Origin of the sequence: Massilia sp. LMS1-1-1.1 (assembly GCF_040815535.1) — a bacterium.
GTDB lineage: Bacteria > Pseudomonadota > Gammaproteobacteria > Burkholderiales > Burkholderiaceae_D > Janthinobacterium > Janthinobacterium aestuarii.
Genome location: NZ_JBFPNG010000012.1, coordinates 936,562 through 953,209, shown reverse-complemented (window position 1 = coordinate 953,209; position 16,648 = coordinate 936,562). Strand labels below are relative to the sequence as shown.

General features: G+C 59.6%; 27 protein-coding genes and 1 pseudogene. 20 read left to right on the top strand and 8 right to left on the bottom strand.

Going from position 1 to position 16,648, the window contains the following annotated elements; genetic code table 11:
• Nucleotides 1-7: 7 nt before the first annotated feature.
• Entirely contained in the window at nucleotides 8-607 is a 600-nt protein-coding gene (locus tag MRBLMS1_RS14405; RefSeq protein ID WP_485879905.1) for a hypothetical protein, read from the top strand.
• A 2-nt stretch (nucleotides 608-609) separates the two neighbouring features.
• Here MRBLMS1_RS14405 and MRBLMS1_RS14400 read toward each other — a convergent pair whose 3' ends face one another.
• The 8 genes and pseudogenes from MRBLMS1_RS14400 to MRBLMS1_RS14365 all read right to left on the bottom strand — a co-directional run bounded on the left by MRBLMS1_RS14400 (nucleotide 610) and on the right by MRBLMS1_RS14365 (nucleotide 5,648).
• Nucleotides 610-2,853, bottom strand: coding sequence for a DNA cytosine methyltransferase (locus MRBLMS1_RS14400; protein ID WP_485879903.1), 2,244 nt, complete (start codon nucleotides 2,851-2,853; stop codon nucleotides 610-612).
• Nucleotides 2,850-3,284 carry a hypothetical protein gene (locus tag MRBLMS1_RS14395; protein WP_485879901.1) on the bottom strand — a complete coding sequence of 145 codons (435 nt, stop codon included), beginning with the start codon at nucleotides 3,282-3,284 and terminating at the stop codon, nucleotides 2,850-2,852. The genes MRBLMS1_RS14400 and MRBLMS1_RS14395 overlap by 4 nt, the downstream gene beginning before the upstream one ends.
• The gene (locus tag MRBLMS1_RS14390; RefSeq protein ID WP_485879899.1) at nucleotides 3,281-4,063 is read right to left on the bottom strand and encodes a KilA-N domain-containing protein; all 783 of its coding nucleotides are present in this window, start codon (nucleotides 4,061-4,063) and stop codon (nucleotides 3,281-3,283) included. The genes MRBLMS1_RS14395 and MRBLMS1_RS14390 overlap by 4 nt, the downstream gene beginning before the upstream one ends.
• A gap of 27 nt (nucleotides 4,064-4,090) precedes the next feature.
• Nucleotides 4,091-4,258, bottom strand: coding sequence for a hypothetical protein (locus tag MRBLMS1_RS14385; RefSeq protein WP_485879897.1), 168 nt, complete (start codon nucleotides 4,256-4,258; stop codon nucleotides 4,091-4,093).
• 20 nt (nucleotides 4,259-4,278) lie between these two features.
• Nucleotides 4,279-4,518 (bottom strand): annotated as a pseudogene (locus tag MRBLMS1_RS14380) (helix-turn-helix domain-containing protein); the annotation flags it as partial.
• Between the two features lie 76 nt (nucleotides 4,519-4,594).
• Nucleotides 4,595-4,810: a hypothetical protein gene (locus MRBLMS1_RS14375; RefSeq protein ID WP_485879895.1), complete on the bottom strand. Its 216-nt coding sequence runs from the start codon at nucleotides 4,808-4,810 to the stop codon at nucleotides 4,595-4,597.
• 17 nt (nucleotides 4,811-4,827) lie between these two features.
• Nucleotides 4,828-5,115, bottom strand: a complete 288-nt coding sequence (locus tag MRBLMS1_RS14370) for a hypothetical protein (protein WP_485879893.1) — start codon at nucleotides 5,113-5,115, stop codon at nucleotides 4,828-4,830.
• Nucleotides 5,116-5,312: 197 nt separating this feature from the next.
• Nucleotides 5,313-5,648 (bottom strand): helix-turn-helix domain-containing protein, encoded by a 336-nt coding sequence (locus MRBLMS1_RS14365; protein WP_485879891.1) that lies wholly within the window; start codon nucleotides 5,646-5,648, stop codon nucleotides 5,313-5,315.
• 83 nt (nucleotides 5,649-5,731) lie between these two features.
• Between MRBLMS1_RS14365 and MRBLMS1_RS14360 the strand changes: the two genes are divergently transcribed.
• The 19 genes from MRBLMS1_RS14360 (at nucleotide 5,732) to MRBLMS1_RS14270 (ending at nucleotide 16,622) form a co-directional block, all read left to right on the top strand.
• On the top strand, nucleotides 5,732-6,517 hold the full coding sequence (locus tag MRBLMS1_RS14360) for a LexA family transcriptional regulator (RefSeq protein ID WP_485879889.1): 786 nt from the start codon (nucleotides 5,732-5,734) through the stop codon (nucleotides 6,515-6,517).
• Nucleotides 6,514-6,825, top strand: a complete 312-nt coding sequence (locus tag MRBLMS1_RS14355) for a hypothetical protein (RefSeq protein ID WP_485879887.1) — start codon at nucleotides 6,514-6,516, stop codon at nucleotides 6,823-6,825. Before MRBLMS1_RS14360 ends, MRBLMS1_RS14355 begins: the two co-directional genes overlap by 4 nt.
• On the top strand, nucleotides 6,822-7,145 hold the full coding sequence (locus tag MRBLMS1_RS14350) for a hypothetical protein (RefSeq protein WP_102293740.1): 324 nt from the start codon (nucleotides 6,822-6,824) through the stop codon (nucleotides 7,143-7,145). Before MRBLMS1_RS14355 ends, MRBLMS1_RS14350 begins: the two co-directional genes overlap by 4 nt.
• 246 nt (nucleotides 7,146-7,391) lie before the next feature.
• Complete coding sequence (locus MRBLMS1_RS14345) at nucleotides 7,392-8,306, top strand: hypothetical protein (RefSeq protein WP_485879885.1); 915 nt, start codon at nucleotides 7,392-7,394, stop codon at nucleotides 8,304-8,306.
• Entirely contained in the window at nucleotides 8,278-8,613 is a 336-nt protein-coding gene (locus tag MRBLMS1_RS14340) for an STAS-like domain-containing protein (RefSeq protein WP_102293741.1), read from the top strand. Before MRBLMS1_RS14345 ends, MRBLMS1_RS14340 begins: the two co-directional genes overlap by 29 nt.
• A complete protein-coding gene (locus MRBLMS1_RS14335; protein ID WP_146012317.1) occupies nucleotides 8,610-9,116 on the top strand; it encodes a hypothetical protein in 507 nt (168 codons plus the stop codon). Before MRBLMS1_RS14340 ends, MRBLMS1_RS14335 begins: the two co-directional genes overlap by 4 nt.
• A 99-nt stretch (nucleotides 9,117-9,215) precedes the next feature.
• Entirely contained in the window at nucleotides 9,216-9,494 is a 279-nt protein-coding gene (locus MRBLMS1_RS14330) for a hypothetical protein (protein ID WP_485879882.1), read from the top strand.
• A gap of 235 nt (nucleotides 9,495-9,729) precedes the next feature.
• Nucleotides 9,730-9,954, top strand: coding sequence for a hypothetical protein (locus MRBLMS1_RS14325; protein ID WP_485879880.1), 225 nt, complete (start codon nucleotides 9,730-9,732; stop codon nucleotides 9,952-9,954).
• Nucleotides 9,951-10,184 carry a hypothetical protein gene (locus MRBLMS1_RS14320; protein ID WP_485879878.1) on the top strand — a complete coding sequence of 78 codons (234 nt, stop codon included), beginning with the start codon at nucleotides 9,951-9,953 and terminating at the stop codon, nucleotides 10,182-10,184. The genes MRBLMS1_RS14325 and MRBLMS1_RS14320 overlap by 4 nt, the downstream gene beginning before the upstream one ends.
• 145 nt (nucleotides 10,185-10,329) lie before the next feature.
• Entirely contained in the window at nucleotides 10,330-10,509 is a 180-nt protein-coding gene (locus MRBLMS1_RS14315; RefSeq protein ID WP_485879876.1) for a hypothetical protein, read from the top strand.
• A gap of 481 nt (nucleotides 10,510-10,990) precedes the next feature.
• On the top strand, nucleotides 10,991-11,422 hold the full coding sequence (locus MRBLMS1_RS14310) for a hypothetical protein (protein ID WP_485879874.1): 432 nt from the start codon (nucleotides 10,991-10,993) through the stop codon (nucleotides 11,420-11,422).
• The gene (locus tag MRBLMS1_RS14305) at nucleotides 11,419-11,550 is read left to right on the top strand and encodes a hypothetical protein (RefSeq protein ID WP_485879872.1); all 132 of its coding nucleotides are present in this window, start codon (nucleotides 11,419-11,421) and stop codon (nucleotides 11,548-11,550) included. Before MRBLMS1_RS14310 ends, MRBLMS1_RS14305 begins: the two co-directional genes overlap by 4 nt.
• Entirely contained in the window at nucleotides 11,547-11,780 is a 234-nt protein-coding gene (locus MRBLMS1_RS14300; RefSeq protein WP_485879870.1) for a hypothetical protein, read from the top strand. Before MRBLMS1_RS14305 ends, MRBLMS1_RS14300 begins: the two co-directional genes overlap by 4 nt.
• Nucleotides 11,781-11,904: 124 nt before the next feature.
• Nucleotides 11,905-13,044 carry a RecT family recombinase gene (locus MRBLMS1_RS14295; RefSeq protein WP_485879869.1) on the top strand — a complete coding sequence of 380 codons (1,140 nt, stop codon included), beginning with the start codon at nucleotides 11,905-11,907 and terminating at the stop codon, nucleotides 13,042-13,044.
• Entirely contained in the window at nucleotides 13,041-13,688 is a 648-nt protein-coding gene (locus MRBLMS1_RS14290) for a lambda exonuclease family protein (RefSeq protein ID WP_102293746.1), read from the top strand. The genes MRBLMS1_RS14295 and MRBLMS1_RS14290 overlap by 4 nt, the downstream gene beginning before the upstream one ends.
• The gene (locus tag MRBLMS1_RS14285; protein WP_485879866.1) at nucleotides 13,685-14,956 is read left to right on the top strand and encodes a hypothetical protein; all 1,272 of its coding nucleotides are present in this window, start codon (nucleotides 13,685-13,687) and stop codon (nucleotides 14,954-14,956) included. Before MRBLMS1_RS14290 ends, MRBLMS1_RS14285 begins: the two co-directional genes overlap by 4 nt.
• A gap of 27 nt (nucleotides 14,957-14,983) precedes the next feature.
• Nucleotides 14,984-15,694 (top strand): KTSC domain-containing protein, encoded by a 711-nt coding sequence (locus tag MRBLMS1_RS14280; protein ID WP_485879864.1) that lies wholly within the window; start codon nucleotides 14,984-14,986, stop codon nucleotides 15,692-15,694.
• The gene (locus tag MRBLMS1_RS14275; protein ID WP_485879863.1) at nucleotides 15,691-15,939 is read left to right on the top strand and encodes a hypothetical protein; all 249 of its coding nucleotides are present in this window, start codon (nucleotides 15,691-15,693) and stop codon (nucleotides 15,937-15,939) included. Before MRBLMS1_RS14280 ends, MRBLMS1_RS14275 begins: the two co-directional genes overlap by 4 nt.
• Entirely contained in the window at nucleotides 15,936-16,622 is a 687-nt protein-coding gene (locus MRBLMS1_RS14270) for a hypothetical protein (protein WP_485879861.1), read from the top strand. The genes MRBLMS1_RS14275 and MRBLMS1_RS14270 overlap by 4 nt, the downstream gene beginning before the upstream one ends.
• Nucleotides 16,623-16,648 lie beyond the last annotated feature (26 nt).

Here is a 16,648-nt window from a genome sequence, read left to right as displayed (position 1 = left end):
TTCCTGTATGACAATAAATTTCAGATACTGGAAGACGCGCTATGTTCGCTATTCCCTGCTTGCCATCACCTTTTTTATTGCGCTGATAGCGACTGGCCTGCTTTGCGGGCTCGAAAAAAATGACTGGGCAGCTTGGGCTCAGGCATTCGGCGCTATCGTGGGTATAGCTATTGCAATAGCAATTCCAGCGCTCCAGCGACAAACTGAGCGACGCGAACAGGCTCTTGCAATTAAAGACGCTGAAGCGTCCCAAGCACAGAAAATCGCGGATCTGGCTGATGAGTTGCTTGATTTCATAGTCAGCGCAAAAGGCTTTGCTAATGCTAATTATGTGAACGTGCAGCAGCACCTTCCTGAACTGCTGAGCCGGATTGCTGAATTGCGCGCAGCGGCCGTGCGCCCTGCGCTGAATGCAATACTGAAAAAGATCAACAAGCAGGCTTGGTTGATTCAAAACTACGGGTTCCAGATCGCAATACTGGGTCACGGATTTACTGAGCAGATGGTTAGTTACCAGAGATTTGAGCAAGCTATGCTCGTTATTAGCCTGGAGGCAAACGTGCTTAGAATCTCTCTTCGCGATGCTGCGGCTGAAGCTCAAGCTTAATTTCACGCTACCCTCGCAATCTCGCGCTCATGCGCGAAGTTGGCGAGGATCAACGCCTTGGCCATGGGCGGGCAAACTGAATTGCCGCACATGCGCACTTGGGCGCTCTTCGTCAGTTTCAGGCCCTGGGCCGGGTCATCGCCGATGATGTAATCGTCGGGAAAGCCTTGGGCCCGGAACAGCTCGCGCGGCTGCAGCATGCGCAGGCCAATATCCACGATCTGGTAATCCTGGCCGTGGATCGTCACCAGGCCGAAGCGGTCGCGGCTCGTGACGGTGGCCAGCGGCCCATCGATCTCGGGCGCCTGGTCCGTGCCGTAGTAGCTCAGCAGGAAAGCGCGCACCTCGGCGTGGTGCTGGCCTCCGGCGCTGACCGTGCCCAGCGGCTCGTCCGTGCCGGCCGCCGTGCTGGTACCACGCAGCTTGATCATGTTGCTCGTGACCAGGGCGGACTTGCCGCCACCACTAGCCGTTACTGTACCGAGCGGCGCATCAGCAGCGTGGCCGACGCTGGCGCCCATGTCGCGCTGGATGTGTGCCGTGACAATGCCCAGCGCGTGCGGGGCGCCAGCAGGGTTTTCTTTCGGCCCGGCCGTGATCGTCGGCAGCGGCGAGTTCATGTCGCTGCCGGTGGCGCCAGTTCGGAACTTCGTGATGTGCGCCGATACCATGCTGAAATGGCCACCCTTGACCTGGGCGCAGATGGTGCGCAACGGCTCGTCGGCCGGCATCACGCGCTGATTGCTTGCGTTGGCGTGCTCCGTCAAGAATGCCGTCACCAGGCTGTGGTGGTCGCACGCGGTGACCGTGCCGATAGGATCGGTCAAGTCCGAGCCTACGACGCCGGTGTAATGCTTGGCCAGGAATGCCGTGGCCACGGCCTTGTTGCCACTGGCCGTAACGGTGCCCAGCGGCGCCTCGACGTCGTGCGCACCGGTGCCCCAGCGCTTCACACCGCCAGGCGATACTTCGCCGTGAGCGGCGTCGACCAGCACGGCCGTGACCAGCGCCGCGTCAGCCTTCGACGTTGCTGTTGCCGTCGGCTCGTCCACGCCGCGTGGGCGACTCTGGCCAGCACGGCCACCGACGCCGGTCAGCAGCGCGGACACGAGCGCATGCTTGCTCTCGCCCACCACCGTGCCCAGCGGCTTCTCGATATCCAGTGCGCGCGGCGCCTGACCCTCGCGCTCCCCGTAGCCCACCTGTACCAGCGTGGCAACGCCCAGCGCCTTCTCGCCGCGGTGTGCGCCGGTGATGGTACGGAACGGTTCGCCGATGGATTCGGTGCGATCACCGCCCTGGTGCGTGACCGGGACGATAGTCGGCGCCACGACGGAAAACCCTGGTGCGCTGGTGATGGTGCGCAGCGGTTCGGCCGCTTCCCACACGTTCGGGGCCCTACCGGTGGTTTTGCTGTTGGCCGTGTTCACGATGAATGGATCGGCAGCGTCTACCACGTAACGCATGATGCCCTTGGCGATGCGGCGCAGCGTGGCCGGCGCCAACGGCTTGTCGCGCTCGAAGATGCTCGGGCACGGCAGGCTGAAATCAATGCACTCGGCGGCTGTGCGGTACGTCAGGAGCTTTCCGGCACGCACGCCGATGCTGTCGGGCGCACCATGGGTAGGCTCTGGCCACTTGATTGCGATGCCGTCGCGGCGCGCCACCAGAAAGAAGCGCTTGCGGATGGTGGGCGTATCGTGGTCGCAGCCGCGCATTTCGCGGTAGTCGACGGTGTAGCCGTGTGCGCGCAGCTGGCGGATGAAGCTGTCGAAGGTCTTGCCCTTCTTGGCCGGGTCCGGCTTGGCGCTGCCGTCGGCTTCGACCAGCAGCGGGCCCCACGTCTTAAATTCTTCGACGTTTTCCAGCATGATGACGCGCGGCTTGCACTTGGCCGCCCAGCGAAGCGTCACCCAGGCCAGGCCACGGATGCGCTTTTCGACTGGCTTGCCGCCCTTGGCTTTAGAAAAATGCTTGCAGTCGGGCGACAGCCAGACCAGGCCCACCGGACGATTGTTCGTGACCTTGATCGGGTCGACGTCCCACACGCTTTCACACAGGTGCGTGGTGTGCGGGTGATTTGCCGCGTGCATGGCCAGCGCTTCGGGATCATGGTTGATGGCGATATCGACCGGGCGGCCGAATGCCTGCTCCAGGCCAGTGCTGGTCCCGCCGCCGCCGGCAAAGTTGTCGATGATGAGCTCGCTACCGAGGTCGAGGGACAAGGTGAAGGCGTCGCGCTTCATGGGCGCACCTCGGCAAACTGAGGTGCAAAATGAGCGCATGGCGGACTGGAGGTGATCATTGTCACCGGGGCGCCGAAAATAGCTGCCACCAACGGATCGCGGCCGTGCTCGCCGCGCGGCCAGTTGCTGCTTCGATTGCGGTACAGGTCAAATTCGTCCTGGTCGTCCAAGTCGGGCATGCCGTACAGGGCTCGGACGTGGGCGGCTGCTGGCTCGATCAGCACTAGTTGGCCGGCCTTGACCAGTTTGGCCAGACGCTTGCGCACGGTTTCGCGGTGAAGCGTCAGGTCCAGGGCGATATCGCCAATGGTTGCGGCGCCACAGCGCTTGACCGTGGCCAGGATATCGGCGGCGCGGTCGGCGTTGGCGGAATTGCGGATAGATGCTACGCCAGCAGGCGGGCGCGTGCGATTGTCAGCTTGGTCAGTCACAATGCCACCTCCGCCAGGACGGAATCGCGCCACTTCACTTGCTGGATGGGCGTGCCGCTGCCGTGCGCCTTACCGGTATCCGCCACGAAAGCATGCGCGCGCCCTTTCTCCGTCGGCACCCAATGGCCTGCGATACTCTCTTGCAGGCCGGCCTCCACCAGAAGCTGGTTGAAAGCCCTGGCGCTCTTGACGAAGCGGCTGCCCAGTTCCGTCGGCGTGTAATAAATCTCCTGGCTGGGTGTGGCCAGGTGAGTGTGTTCCATCAGCTGCAGCATGTTGACGCCGGTCAGGGCGGTCGTGGCCTGGTTCGCACTGATCGCCGCAGCGTTCTTGTCGAGGCCGATCAGGCGTGCAATGCCGAAGATGGCGCGGAATTCCTTGGCGGGCGAGACTGCGCTGGGCTTCGGCGCAGCGACTGGCGCCTGGCCGGTAGCCACGGCGTCGAAGGTGCGGATTACTTCCAGGTGGAACTTGGCGCTGATCCACATGGCATAGGCGTAGACCAACTCGCGGCAGACGTATGTGCCTTGGTGCGAGCCACCTTTAATAACCGATACAGGAATTCCTGTATCGCCCAATTCTTGAGCCAGGGCCTTCGTTTGCTCGTTTTCCAGCCACAATGAGGGACCGTGACGGCGCTCACCGCCTGCAGCTTGATGCAGGTCGTTGAGGCGAAAGCGCCCTTCGGCGTCGGTCGCAATCAGCGTATTCGCTATGGAGATGCCTTTGTGTTGTACAATTTCGGTCATAAATTCTTTCGCGAATTTTTGTTGTTTCAAGGAAGCCCGCCTGCCAGCGGGCTTTTTTCATTTCTGGCCTTGCAGTTCCTGCAGCATTGCTTCGTAGTGCTGGCGCGTCCGCACGTGGCCGGGGTCCACCGGCAATTCGCGCTCGACGTGCACCTGCTGCTGGCCGCCCTCCTCGCCCAGCACCGCACTGGCGCCGGACTCGGGCTGCGCGGTCGACCAGGTCAAGCTGCCACCTCGGCGCGCGCGATGCGCTTGAGTTCGCGGATCGACACGTCGAACACCTCGTGCATGCGGATCAGCAGCGAGGCGCCGATTGGCAGGCGGCCGTGGCGAATCTTCGAGATCACGGGCGGCGCCACTTCCAGCGCGCGGGCCAGAGCTGCGTCGTTCTTCGGGCCTTTGGCTAGCAGCATGTCGAGCAATTCGTTATTGCCGTGGGCGTCGTCCAACGAGCGGTACGGCTTGATTGCAGTTGTTTGCGTCATGTCATATTCCTAATTGATGGTGATTAAAGAGGCCGAATCCGGCCGTGCGATGCTGTAGCTGTCGGGTGCGGGTTCGTTATGGCGGCTCGCGCCGCGGCACCTCGTATTTCTTCGCCACCCTGTCGGTGGCATCGCGCCATTTCTGGCGTGCTGCCTTGTGCGCCGCTTTCGCGGCAATCTCGCCCTCCCCGTCCTTGGCGCGCTGCAGGTCTTTCTCGGCCTGGCGGTAAATCATCGAACGCTGGAAAACCAGCTCCTTTTCCTCGGCGGTGACCTCGGCTGGTTTATTCAATAGCTGCCTCCATGCCGTTAAACCCGCATCCGCACGACGCGCGGGACCAGGCCGAAGCTGGGGCGCTGCGGCTGGAGTGGGCCCAACTTTTCCCGTGATTTAGGTCTAGCCCCGCTCGAAAACGGCGGCGTATCATTCCGTTTCGGCCTGGCGTCCAGGTGATTGCGGATGATCACGATCGTGCATTCGTTCAGCACATCGCTGACACTCTTGCGCATCGAAGTGCATGCGGCTTGCAATGCATCTTTGTTCTCGTCGGTGATGTAGCTCTTGACGAGCGCGGTACGTTTTTGCTTCTGTTTCATGGTTTTCTCCTGGTGGTCGGTGTTACAGGGTTTGGGTACAGCGAAATGCAGGTCGGTGCTGTTTTAGGGTGGGCGCTCGCTGGCGGGCGACGCGCACTCTTCGAGCGGCACGCCGCGAGTCAGCTGGTGCGGCTCGAGGATCGGGATGCGCACGAATGCATCCGCCGGGCGAGGCGCGGAAATTGGGATCAGGCGGATCATGGCTTCGCGCCCACATCGATGCCGACAGCGGCGCGCGCAGGCACGGTGTCGAAGATAGCGTTGGCGGTAGGTGGCTGCCGACCGGCGTGGCCTGGTCCTTGTGCCGGATCAGATGCGCGACGCGAGGCTGGAATGGGCTCGCCGTAAATGTCGTTATAGGTAACTGCCTCCCCCTTTGATGCGGCAAATTTAATCAGCAGCTTTGCGACCGGCGGTGGAACTTCCTGACCTTGTTCGTAGTGAGATATGTTGCCCTGCGTGACGCCAAGCTCTTTGGCAAGAGCCGCTTGGGTGACGCGCAGGCGTCCACGGATGGTTTGAATTGGGTTCATGCGACGAATATTAGTCGGACTGTTTGAATATGTCAACAGTCTGACTGTTTGAAAATTATTAGTTTTCCTTATAATCTCCTACGATGCCCGCACTCCCCTTATCAGACGAACAGCTCGCCGATGCCTCAAGGCTCAAAACTCTCTTTCAGGAGTGGCAGCGCTCGCGCAAAGAAAGCAACCTCCCTCACTCACAAGAGGCAGCAGCAGCTGCGCTTGGTTTTGGCCAAAGCGCGCTCACGCAATATCTCAATGGAAAAATTCCACTAAATGTGACTGCCGGCGTAAAGCTTGCAAACTTGTTGGGCGTGTCGCTTTCCGATTTCAGCCCAGCGCTTGCAGAGCATGCCGGGAAGATCGCGGATGCTGTCGCCCCGCATACCGATGATGTCAGTGCAGCAAGCCTACCTGGCGCACGTCCTGTGACCGACGACGATAATCACGCGCCCATCACGATTCCCATCAAAATGGTTGCCCTACACCTCCAGGCGGGCGCCACTGGGTTTGAGACTGAGGAAAGCTATGAAGATGGCGGCAAGCTGCACGTGCCTCGCCAGTGGATTGAAGAGAATGACCTCGATCCGCAGCGGCTCTTGGCCATAAAAATCCGTGGCGACAGTATGGTGCCGATGATGTATGAGGGCGACATTGCGGTGATTAACGTGCACGACAGAAATCGAGTCAACGGCGGTGTTTTCGCCGTCAACTTCAAAGGTCAGGCCCTGGTGAAGCGGCTGAAATATGAGCGTAGGGAGTGGTATCTTGCGTCCGAAAATCCGGACTTCAAACAAGAGCCTTGCCGCAACGGCGAATGCAATGTCGTCGGCCGTGTCGTGCGCTTCGAGCCGCGCAATTTCAAGGATCGTCTATGAGCCCATCTTCGGGCGGCAACAACTCGGCGCGTGGCGCTTTACAGAAGATCCTTTTCCCAGCTGTCGCTGCGGCTTTGGTAGCCCTGCTGTTCTTCGTTTATGGATCAGTTCACCGAGAGCCGGAAGGCGCAGTTCCAAGCCAACAGCAAGTGTTCGCCCAAGAGAAATCTGCCGCCAAGGATGCCGTTGAATTGTGCCGCAGCCGCGCCACAGCGTTGCCGGCCGGTTCGAGTGAAGCGAAAATTGCCCAAGATGCCTGCCAGCTTATGCAGACACACTACGAACAAACATACCGCCTGACGCCATGATCCTAAAATCTATTTTCTTTGCGGCTGTGCTGGCGCTGCCAATCGCGGCCACTGCAGAGCCTTGCAACAAGGCAGCCGCCCAAGACGTGCAGTTCGGCATCCGAGAATTTGCCAAGTGGCACATCGAAGGCGATCACCTTGCCGTGCATTGGGTCTACGCAATCGAGAAGCAACCCGAGGCGAAGCGCCTGCAGATGATCACAACCTATGCTGATATGGATGCGTGCCTGGGAGGCGCCGCCCGGGAGATCATGTTCTACCGCAAAGGCAAGTTGATGGGTATCGCGTCTCCAGGGCACGGAATTCGCCTGCTCAAGTAAACGTTTTCACGAGCAGGGATGGGCAAATGACGCTCTGCTGAAATTATAAAACGGCGCAGAGGTAAGCAGCACGCTCACCATGCTCATTGTCAACATGCACATCACCTGAGCCAATTACAATAAATGAAAAAAATATCTGCTCGTAGACGCCAATGGCTTATACGCGAGTGCTGTCGTACTATGCATGCGAGATCGCGCCCTCCGATGAAGAAGCGGGCAAGAGTGACCACGCTGAGGTCATGCCGCGTGCTTGCGCCTCAAAAGTTCTATTTCCTCGGCGTCGCTGATCAGAAACCGTTATTTGACTTTTTATCTCTTGTAAAAAGCAAACTCGACGCCAATTTTAGGGTTAAGATCAACTTCGACAACACTGAAGAAGTGCATCCATGCGGGACACTAATTTTCCTGTCCCATCTTGATCTCTGGGTAGATCGGTATCCCGGAAGAGTGTCGTGTAATTACCCCAAGGACCCTGTAGTGGAAGAGTTGCTGCAGCATGTGTCTGCATTGTCAAAGTTAGGCCTAACTTCACGCAAATCTATAGCCCATGAGAGAGTCAAGCATTGGCATTACCACTATGGAAAAGACCTCAACTCAGCCACGTACTCTGATCTAACTCGCGCCACAAGGGAAGGAATCGTTCATCCCGCAAAAGAGACTTTTGCAGACTGCTTGAACGAAGCGGTTGCGAACACCGTTGGCCATGCTTACGAGCATCCGTTCAAAGGCATGCCTCCGGAAGATCAGCGCAAGTGGTGGATGCTGTCGCTCCTAAAGGATGATGAGCTTTTTGTTGCAATCTACGACCAAGGCATTGGGATACCTGGCTCACTGAAGCGAAAACCAAAATTTTTTGAGTACTTTAAGCGTCGGACTTACAATGACGGCATCCTCATTCAAGCAGCTATCGACAGCAAGCTAACACGCACACGTTTGCCGCATCGCGGCAAAGGTCTTCCCGAAATGTTAGAGTTCAGTGAGCAGCTTAAGGATGGTGGCCTTTCGATTTGGAGTCAGCATGGCGGCATGACCTATAATGCACAACGGCGCGTAGAGCGATGCCACAAAATGAAAAGCAGATTGCCTGGCACCCTCGTCCTATGGTCTATACCGTTCCGCAAGGAGCAAGAAAATGCAAGATACGATGATATCAATTCCTAAAAATTTCTCAGAAAACCCCGCTGGCAGATATCGCACAGATGGCCCAAATTCAGGCCAGCGATTCAGGGAAGACTGGCTACTGCCAGCACTGCAAAGTAGTAGCAGAGTGACAGTGGATCTAGATGGCGCGCTGGGTTTTGGCTCATCCTTTTTGGAGGAAGCGTTTGGCGGATTGGTCCGCGCGGGCTTCAAAGGGCGCGACCTACATGACAAACTTGAAATATTGTCAAAAACTTCTATGTATAAAAGTCGTATTTGGCACTATATTGACGAAGCTTCATCGCGCAAGTTCGGCGCAGGAAAATGAGTTTCGCTGACATAATTAAAGATTATGGCCCCCCGGTTGCTTGGGCATTAGCATTTGGAAGCTTGTTTTATAACAACAAGACTTCGAATCATCGAGAAAAGCGCAAAGAATTTCGTGCAGAAATAGATCTTATTGAAAAAGTTGTAAAGGAAATCACTTCCAACTTGATGACCTATTTGAAGAAGCCTAGTCGTGATGATGATGCAGTTTCCTTGGAGATCGAGATCAAAGGGAAGTTTCAGGAGCTTTTTTTTCGTTGGGATCGCCTTAAAAAGCGTCAAAAAGGTGGCGATTTAGGACTTTACATGGATCCTTGCTCTGCAAACGTTGCAATGCTCTTCGATCATTGTACCGGCGACTACTTTGAAACAGGTAAGCGTATCCCTGGCGAGCTGATTGCCGCTCATGCTCAAAAAGCCCAAGTACACGCCCTCACCCTGATAGAATCTCTTCATAGTCTTTTTCTAATGAAGTTCGACGGAATCAAGAACCCTAGCCCTTGACATCAAAAAGTCACATTAAGCCCGCTGCGAGCGGGCTTTTTAGTCTCATAGAATTTCCGATCACTTCCAACTTAGCAATATTCGACGCATAATGCATTCATGCAACTATGTGCAGCGATCATCAACATCAAGCAAATTCAGTTGGCCGTGGTCCAGGTCCAGCCAGAGCATACCTGGCCGTCCACTGGCCCGGCCGCCCTGCTCCATGCACAACGGTTCTTCCCTACCCTGCCTATTTTGCTGCTGTCGCCGCGCGTCGGCGGCTTCTCGCGCAGCTACTCCGCGTTCGATATCGCGCCGCTGATCAGCCAGATTAACGCTGGCGAAATCGTCTGGCAAGACTACCGGCCGCCTCCACCACCCGAACTGCCTTTTTAAATACGCATCCCAGCCTCGATGATTCGAGGCTTTTTTTCGTCCGTCGATAAATATTTCAATATTTATTAGTCCGACTGTTGACATGGACTTAGCAGTCGGACTAATATTCGTCATCGAACAAGCAAACACAGGAGTACACCATGTCCCCAGCCGAACTTGCAGCACTCGAAGCGGTCCTCGTCGCCAACGGCGAAGTGATCCCGGCAATCGCAATCCCAGCGCGCGGCTGATCATCATGAAGATCGCCTCGAACATCAGCGCCGCGAAAACCACCAACGACAGCCATTGCGCAGGCCTGGTTGCCAGCATCGACTGCCCTCGCCGCTTGGAAATTTGCAACTCGTTCGGCGCCAACCTGCCGCGTGGCCAGTTGAAGTATTTGGAATGCGGCGCTGCCGCCGCGCTGCGCGCCGAAGCCTACCGCAACTACACCGGCCCTTGGCGGATAGAAGCAACATGAGCGCCCGCGACGCCCTTCCCGGCCTGTTCAATGCCCCACCGGCGCGCGCAACGCTGCGCAAGTACGACGTATCGATCAAGTTTGAAGACGGAATTTTTAAAGCGACAGCTTGGGCAGGCAGCCCGAATCAGGCGCATGAGCTGGCGCGAGTAGATGCGCGCATGGCTTCTTGCACCGGCACGTTTTATGGCCGCGAGCTGGGCTGGACTGCGGAGCTGGCAAAGGTTTAGCGGTCGCCCGCGCCGTAGTTCAAGGCGGGACAGGCCGGCGGGCCGGATAAATGCCCTGTGGGATCAGCATGCCCCGATTGATCTTCGTGAGGATCAGGCGCTCGGGGAAGCCCGGCGCCACAACCAACCTTGAAGGAAATACAGCATGTCGAATTTCAAAAAAGATCAGAAGGTGAACGTGAAGGGCACGAAGACCGAGCCGCTGCCGCGCCCGGGCAAGTTCGTGCAGACGCATCCGGGCGTCCGTGGCGACTTCTTGGAAGTGCTGCTGGATAGCTCGACGCAAAGCCAGCGCTTCCGCCCTTCGCAGGTGTCGGCAGCCTGATTTACTGGCGCGGCCTGTCGCCCAGGCCGCCGCCCCTGCCCTGCGCCAGGCAAGCGCAGGAACCACACTATCAGCGGTTGGGCGGCTCCATGTAGCCGCAGCCGCATGGGGCGTAACGCAGAGGCGCAGTACCAAGCCTGTGAAGCGTGAGCAGCCGCTGACAGTGTGGTGAATGCGCAGGCTGATGCGCCGCCCTACGCGGGGCGCTTCTCAACCGGTAACCAGCCCGGAGAGGCCATGCAGGCGAAAGCCGATTGGAGTATTCAAGCCGGAGATCAGCACCGGCCGCCACAAATTGCGCCAGCGGGCACGCGATGTACCAAGCGCCGGAGTTACGACCCGCACCGGCCGCGCTTCCTGGCGTACGCAGGAACGAATGCCCCGGAGTGGCTCAGGGCCGGACAGCAAGGGCCGGAACTGGACGAGTTCGATTCTCGTCAGGGGCGTCACCGAAAAATGAAACGAAAATGGGAGCAGCAGAATGTTGACCAATGGACATGCTTGGGCCGGGTATGCGGACCCAGACACATACGTGCCGCGCTATCCGTTGCACGTTGGCTCGAAGCGCGGTTTTGAAATCGGTAGCGGCGTTGGGGTCTGGGATGTAAGCGGCGCGTGGGTCGCCACCTTCCGCAATGCAGAAGACGGCCAGCGGTTCGTTGATGATGGCGTCAAGCGCGCGCAGGACATGAAGATTGCGCAGAAGCGAGCTTACGACAACTCGAAAATCGACACCGGCGATGATGACCGCACCCTGTGCCGCGTATGCCTCAAGTACTTTTCGAGCATGGGCATTGGTCAGCATACGAAAGCAAAGCACCAGATGAAGCTGGGGAAAATGCTCGATCTGCGCGTGCCTACGGAGCGCGAGTATCGCAACTTCCTCGCAGCCAAGGCCGGGAGCGCAGCATGAGCTACATCATCACCATCCGCACCGCCAGCACAGTGCACATCTTCGCCGCCATCGGCAACCTGGCCGCGCTGATCGATGCCGCCTACGACGGCGGCGCCCTGGGCGTGACGGCGATGGTGCGCAAATGATCGCCCTCTTCCACCGCCTCCTGGTTGCCCACCGTCACTACCAGGCGCAGCACCAGCACCACATGAACAAGATGCGCTTGGCCGGCGTGCGCCGCGAGTTGGCAGGCCTCGAAGAAATGCGCAAGGAACTGATCACCGCACAGATCGAAGCGCTGATCGACCTGGACGCGTCCGCCGCGCGCGTGAAGCAGCTGGGCCGCGCCCACCGGGAGGCGCAGTGGACGTCGTAAGCCAAGCCGTGATGGACGTGGCCAGCCAGGCCCTGCGCAACTGGCATGCCGGCCACGCCATCGTCTACGCCGTTCGCCTGGCGCTGTTGAAGGCAGAAATCATAAAACTCACAAGGAAAAAGTCATGAACGCAGTTACGCAAGAAAGTCGCACCGCCATGCAAACGACGCAGTATGAGCAAGGCGATCTGCCCGTGGTGGCCACCAGCAGTGCCTCGCTGATCCTAGACAGCGCAAGTATGGACAGCATGATGCGCTTGGCCGACATCATGGCCAAAGGACGCGCCACTATCCCGGAGCACTTGCGCGGTAGCGCGGCCGACTGCGCCGCCGTCATTATGCAGGCCATCCAGTGGCGCATGAACCCCTTCGCGGTGGCGCAGAAAACACACCTGGTCAACGGCGCGCTGGGATACGAAGCTCAGCTGGTCAATGCCGTGATCCAGTCGAGCGGCGTCACGGTCGACCGCTTCAATTACGAGTGGTACGGCCCGTGGGAAAAGATTATTGGTAAATCCAAGGTTTGCACCGCGCCGGCGAAGGGCACGAAGGGCGCTGCTGACTACAAGAAAGAATATCAGTTCCGCGTACCGGACTACGACCTCAAGGACGAGGATGGCCTGGGCGTGCGCATCTGGGCGACGTTACGCGGTGAGGCTGAGCCACGCGTGCTCGAACTGCTGCTGGTGCAGGCCAGCGTGCGTAATTCCCCGCTGTGGGCGACCGACCCGAAACAGCAGCTGGCGTACCTGGCCGTGAAACGCTGGACCCGACTCTACTCCCCCGATGTAATCCTGGGTGTCTACACCCCCGACGAGCTGGATGAAGGCAACCGCGAGGCGCGCGATATTACGCCGGATACCGGAGGCATGCGCGCACCAGCGCCAGCCCAGGCATCGCAAGCATTGATCGACGCGGCCGAAGCGGCCGCTGGCAAAGGCGTAACTGCGTATCAAAAATTCTGGACTGACACTGGCGTACCGAACCGGAAAGCCCTGGCTGCCGATCACGAAAGACTGAAAGCAAAAGCTGTGGCTGCCGATCAAAGCCGTACGGTTGATGCGGCGCCGATGGCCAGTACAAGCCCTCCCCCACTCTCGCCTGAAATGGAAGAGTTGGCTGCCGACCTTGGTGCGGTCGCTGACGAGGGCCTGGAAGCATTTGTTGGCGCTTGGGATCGGCTCTCCAAGACCACGCAGGACAAGCTGGTCGGCGCCTACCCTGCAATGAAGGCACGCGCAGAAGCTGTCGAGGTGTGCAAATGATCATCCTTACCTGCGAGCAAGGAAGCCCCGAATGGCATGCCGCCCGAGCCGGGGTAATCACCGCCAGCATGTTCGTGGTGGCGCGCGCCAAGCTGAAATCGGGTGCAAACAAAGGGCAGCCCACGTCAGCAGCCAATGATTACGCCTTCCGCCTGGCCATCGAGCGCATCAGCGGCATGCCGCTCGACGAAGGATTCGAAACCTATGCCATGCGACGCGGCCATGACCTGGAGCCGGCCGCACGCCATGAGCACGAGGTGCAAAGCGGTCACGTTGTTGAACGCGCTGGCTTTGTCCTTACCGAAGATCGCTTGTTTGGAGCCAGTGCGGACGGGCTGATCGGCGATGACGGAGGCAGCGAATACAAATGCCTGATCTCACCCGAACGCCTCCGCGACGTTCTGATAAACGGCGATTTCAGCGAATTCATGGACCAAGTGCAGGGCTGCATGTGGATCACGGGCCGCCGCTGGTGGGATTTCTGCCTGTACTGCCCTGCTCTGGCTCCAGTCGGCAAAGAGCTGTGGTTCCGTCGCGTCGAGCGTGACGACGCCTACATCGACGCGATGGTGCTCGATCTGGTCGACTTTGAAAAACTGGTTACCGAAAACGAAACAATTTTACGAATGAAGGAGGCAGCATGATCACCGAAACCACCCAGGCCGCGCCAGCCGCCACCGCCCTCACCCTGCCGCAGCGCGCGGCCGTCGCGCTGGGCGCCGTGGACTACGAGGCAAAAATCAAGGAACAGGTTGCTGCCTCGACCGATATCACTGCCGTAATCGATCCCGCCGGGCGCGAGCAGGCACACCGCATCGGAATGAACCTGCTGAAACTTCGCACCGGCATCAAGGCCGTTGGCGAGGCCGCACGCAAAGACGCGACAGACTTTAGCAAGGCAGTGATTGCCAAGGAAAAAGACCTGATTGCGCTGATTACGCCAGAAGAGAATCGCGTGTTCGAGCTGCGCGACGCCTACGACACCAAGGTGGAGGCCGAAAAGCAAGCTGCGATTGCGAAGGAGCGCGAGCGCATTGCTGCGATCCAGGCTGATATTGCGGCGATCCATGATGCGCCGCTGGAGCTGGTGGGCAAGTCCGCTGCCGATATTCAGGCGGCTGCAGCTACCGTGGCTGCCATCGTCGTGAATAAGGAGCGCTTTGCCGAATTCGAGAAGGATGCTGCCAAGGTCGTTGCCGAAGTGAGCGCCAAGCTGGCCAGCCTGCATGCCGCAGCAGTGGCGAACGAAGAAGAAGCCGCCCGCATTGCCGCCGAGCGCGCCGAACTGGCGCAGCTGCGCGAAGCGGCTGCCGAGGCCCGGCGCATCGCCCAGGTGGAAGCTGAGCGTATCGCTGCCGAACGCCAAGCCGAAGACGACCGCCGCGCGGCGCTGGTGGCCGAGCAGGAAGCCGAGGCGCTGCGCCAACGCGAGGCCCAGGCCGCTGAATTGAAAAAGCAGGCAGACGCCCAAGCGGAGCAGAACCGGCTGGAGCAAGCGGAAATCGCACGCCAGCGCCAGGAACTGCTGGACATGCAAACCGCTGCAGCAGAAGCCGCACGGCTGGCCCAGGTCGACGCCGACCGATTGGTCAATGAAGCTGTGCAAGCAGAGCAAGCCGCACAGCTCACCGTGGCGCGCGCCGCCGAGCAAGCCGCACAGGTTGCCGCGCCTGCGCCCTCCCCTCCTATCGGCATCCGCCGCGCGCCCGCCGTCATCGCACCGGCCTCGAGCCGCCCAGCGCCAGCACCTGACCTGCTCGACGCCGCTGCTGATGACCTCTACCCATCCGACATCGACATCCTCGATGTGTTTTTCGATCAGTTCGGCCTGACGCCGGCCGAGGCCATCGACCGCCTAGCCAAGTTCGACTTTGCCACCGCGCGCGCCGGCCTGGTCGCCGAAGTCGCGTAACAGCCCGCCCACCACCTGGAGAAAACTATGAATACAGCAGTCGCAGCATCACAAATCACCCTGCAAGCCATCCAATCCTCGCAGATTGCCGCCATCGGACACTGCCCGGCTACCGAGACCCTGGCCGTGCAGTTCTTCCGCAAGGGCGCGCCGGCGGACGTGTACCACTACGCCAACGTCTCGGCCACCGAATACGCAGCTTTCGCCAGCGCCGAGTCCATCGGCAAGCACTTCTACGCGCACATCAAGCCGCATGCCGACAAGCACCCATACACGAACATGGGCACGCCGGCCGTCGAGCTGGCGCCCGTCAAGCTGAGCAAGGAGCTGCTGGCGGGCCTGCTGACGGGTCGCGAATACGGCAAGGAAATGGCGAAGGAAGAAGAACTGCAGGCCAAAGCGGCCGGCTTGATCGTGATCTTCGGCGCCAGCGACGACCTGATGGAGTTCCGTGGCTTCGTGGACGACGAGCGCGGCGCGCCGACCATCGCACTGCTCGATGCCAAGGGCTTGCTGCCGTTCCGCGAGGATATCCAGCACGACGACGACGCACTCAAGGACTATTTCGCCCGGGCGCCGCAAGTGCGTGCCGTGGATGCCCTGTGGGCCAAGGAAGACGGTTACAGCTGGACCTACCGCACCGACGTGCCGCACGCCACGTTCGAAATCGTGGAAGACGGCGAGCCGTACTGCCGCGGCATCGTGATCGACGTGGCTGACCTGGGCGGTGCAGCATGACCACCCGCGCCGAACGCCAGGCACAGGTGACCGCCAAGCTTCAGGCCGCATGCGACAAGTTTAACGCTGCGCATCAGGTCGGCGCCGCCGTCAGCGTAAAACTGGACAGTGGCGAGGTCCGCGAGACGATCACCGCCAGTGAGGCGCAGGTGCTCAGCGGCCACACAGCAGTCATCTGGCTGGATGGCATTCGCGGCTGCTATGACCTGGAACGCGTGACGGCTTTGAAGGCGACAAAAGCATGAGCGCCGCCTGTTCCGAAGAACGGTTCCTGCGCGACGTAGCCAAGCACGAAATGACCGTGATCCGCGATGACGGCGTGCACCGCCACATCCGCTTCAAGCAGCCGGACAGCAGCAACATGTTCTTCGATCTGGTCACCTGGCCGGGTTTCCTGTGCTACAGCGGCGACATGGGCGCCTACGTTTTCCAGCGCACGCAGGACATGTTTGGCTTCTTCCGCAAGAACGGACGCCTGGACGGCATAGATCGGCGCTACTGGGCCGAGAAAATCGAGGCAGCCGATAACACAGGCGTGACAAGACACAGCCACGATGAGTTCACGCGCCAGATAAATGACTGGGTGGACCAGCAAGCAGAGGGCGACAAGCCGGGCGACGACGAGCCTGAACAGCTTGCGCTGTGGGCCGAGGCCTATGCCGAGCTGCGCGCCGAGGTCGAGTCGGAGGTGCTGAGCGCGGACAGCAACGAGGTGCGATGCTTCGACGCCGCAAACGACTTCACGCACGCCGGCGATGCCTGGAAGGCATTCCATGGCCCGGATGCAAAGTTCGAGTTCACCGATTTTTGGGAAGTCGATACGAAGGAATACACGCCCCGCTTCCTCTGGTGCTGCTACGCGTTGGCCTGGGGCATCGAGCAATACGACGCGGCCCAGCGGCTGGCGGTCAAGGCGGTGCCAGCATGACGGCGCGCCGCGCTGCGGGAGCACCG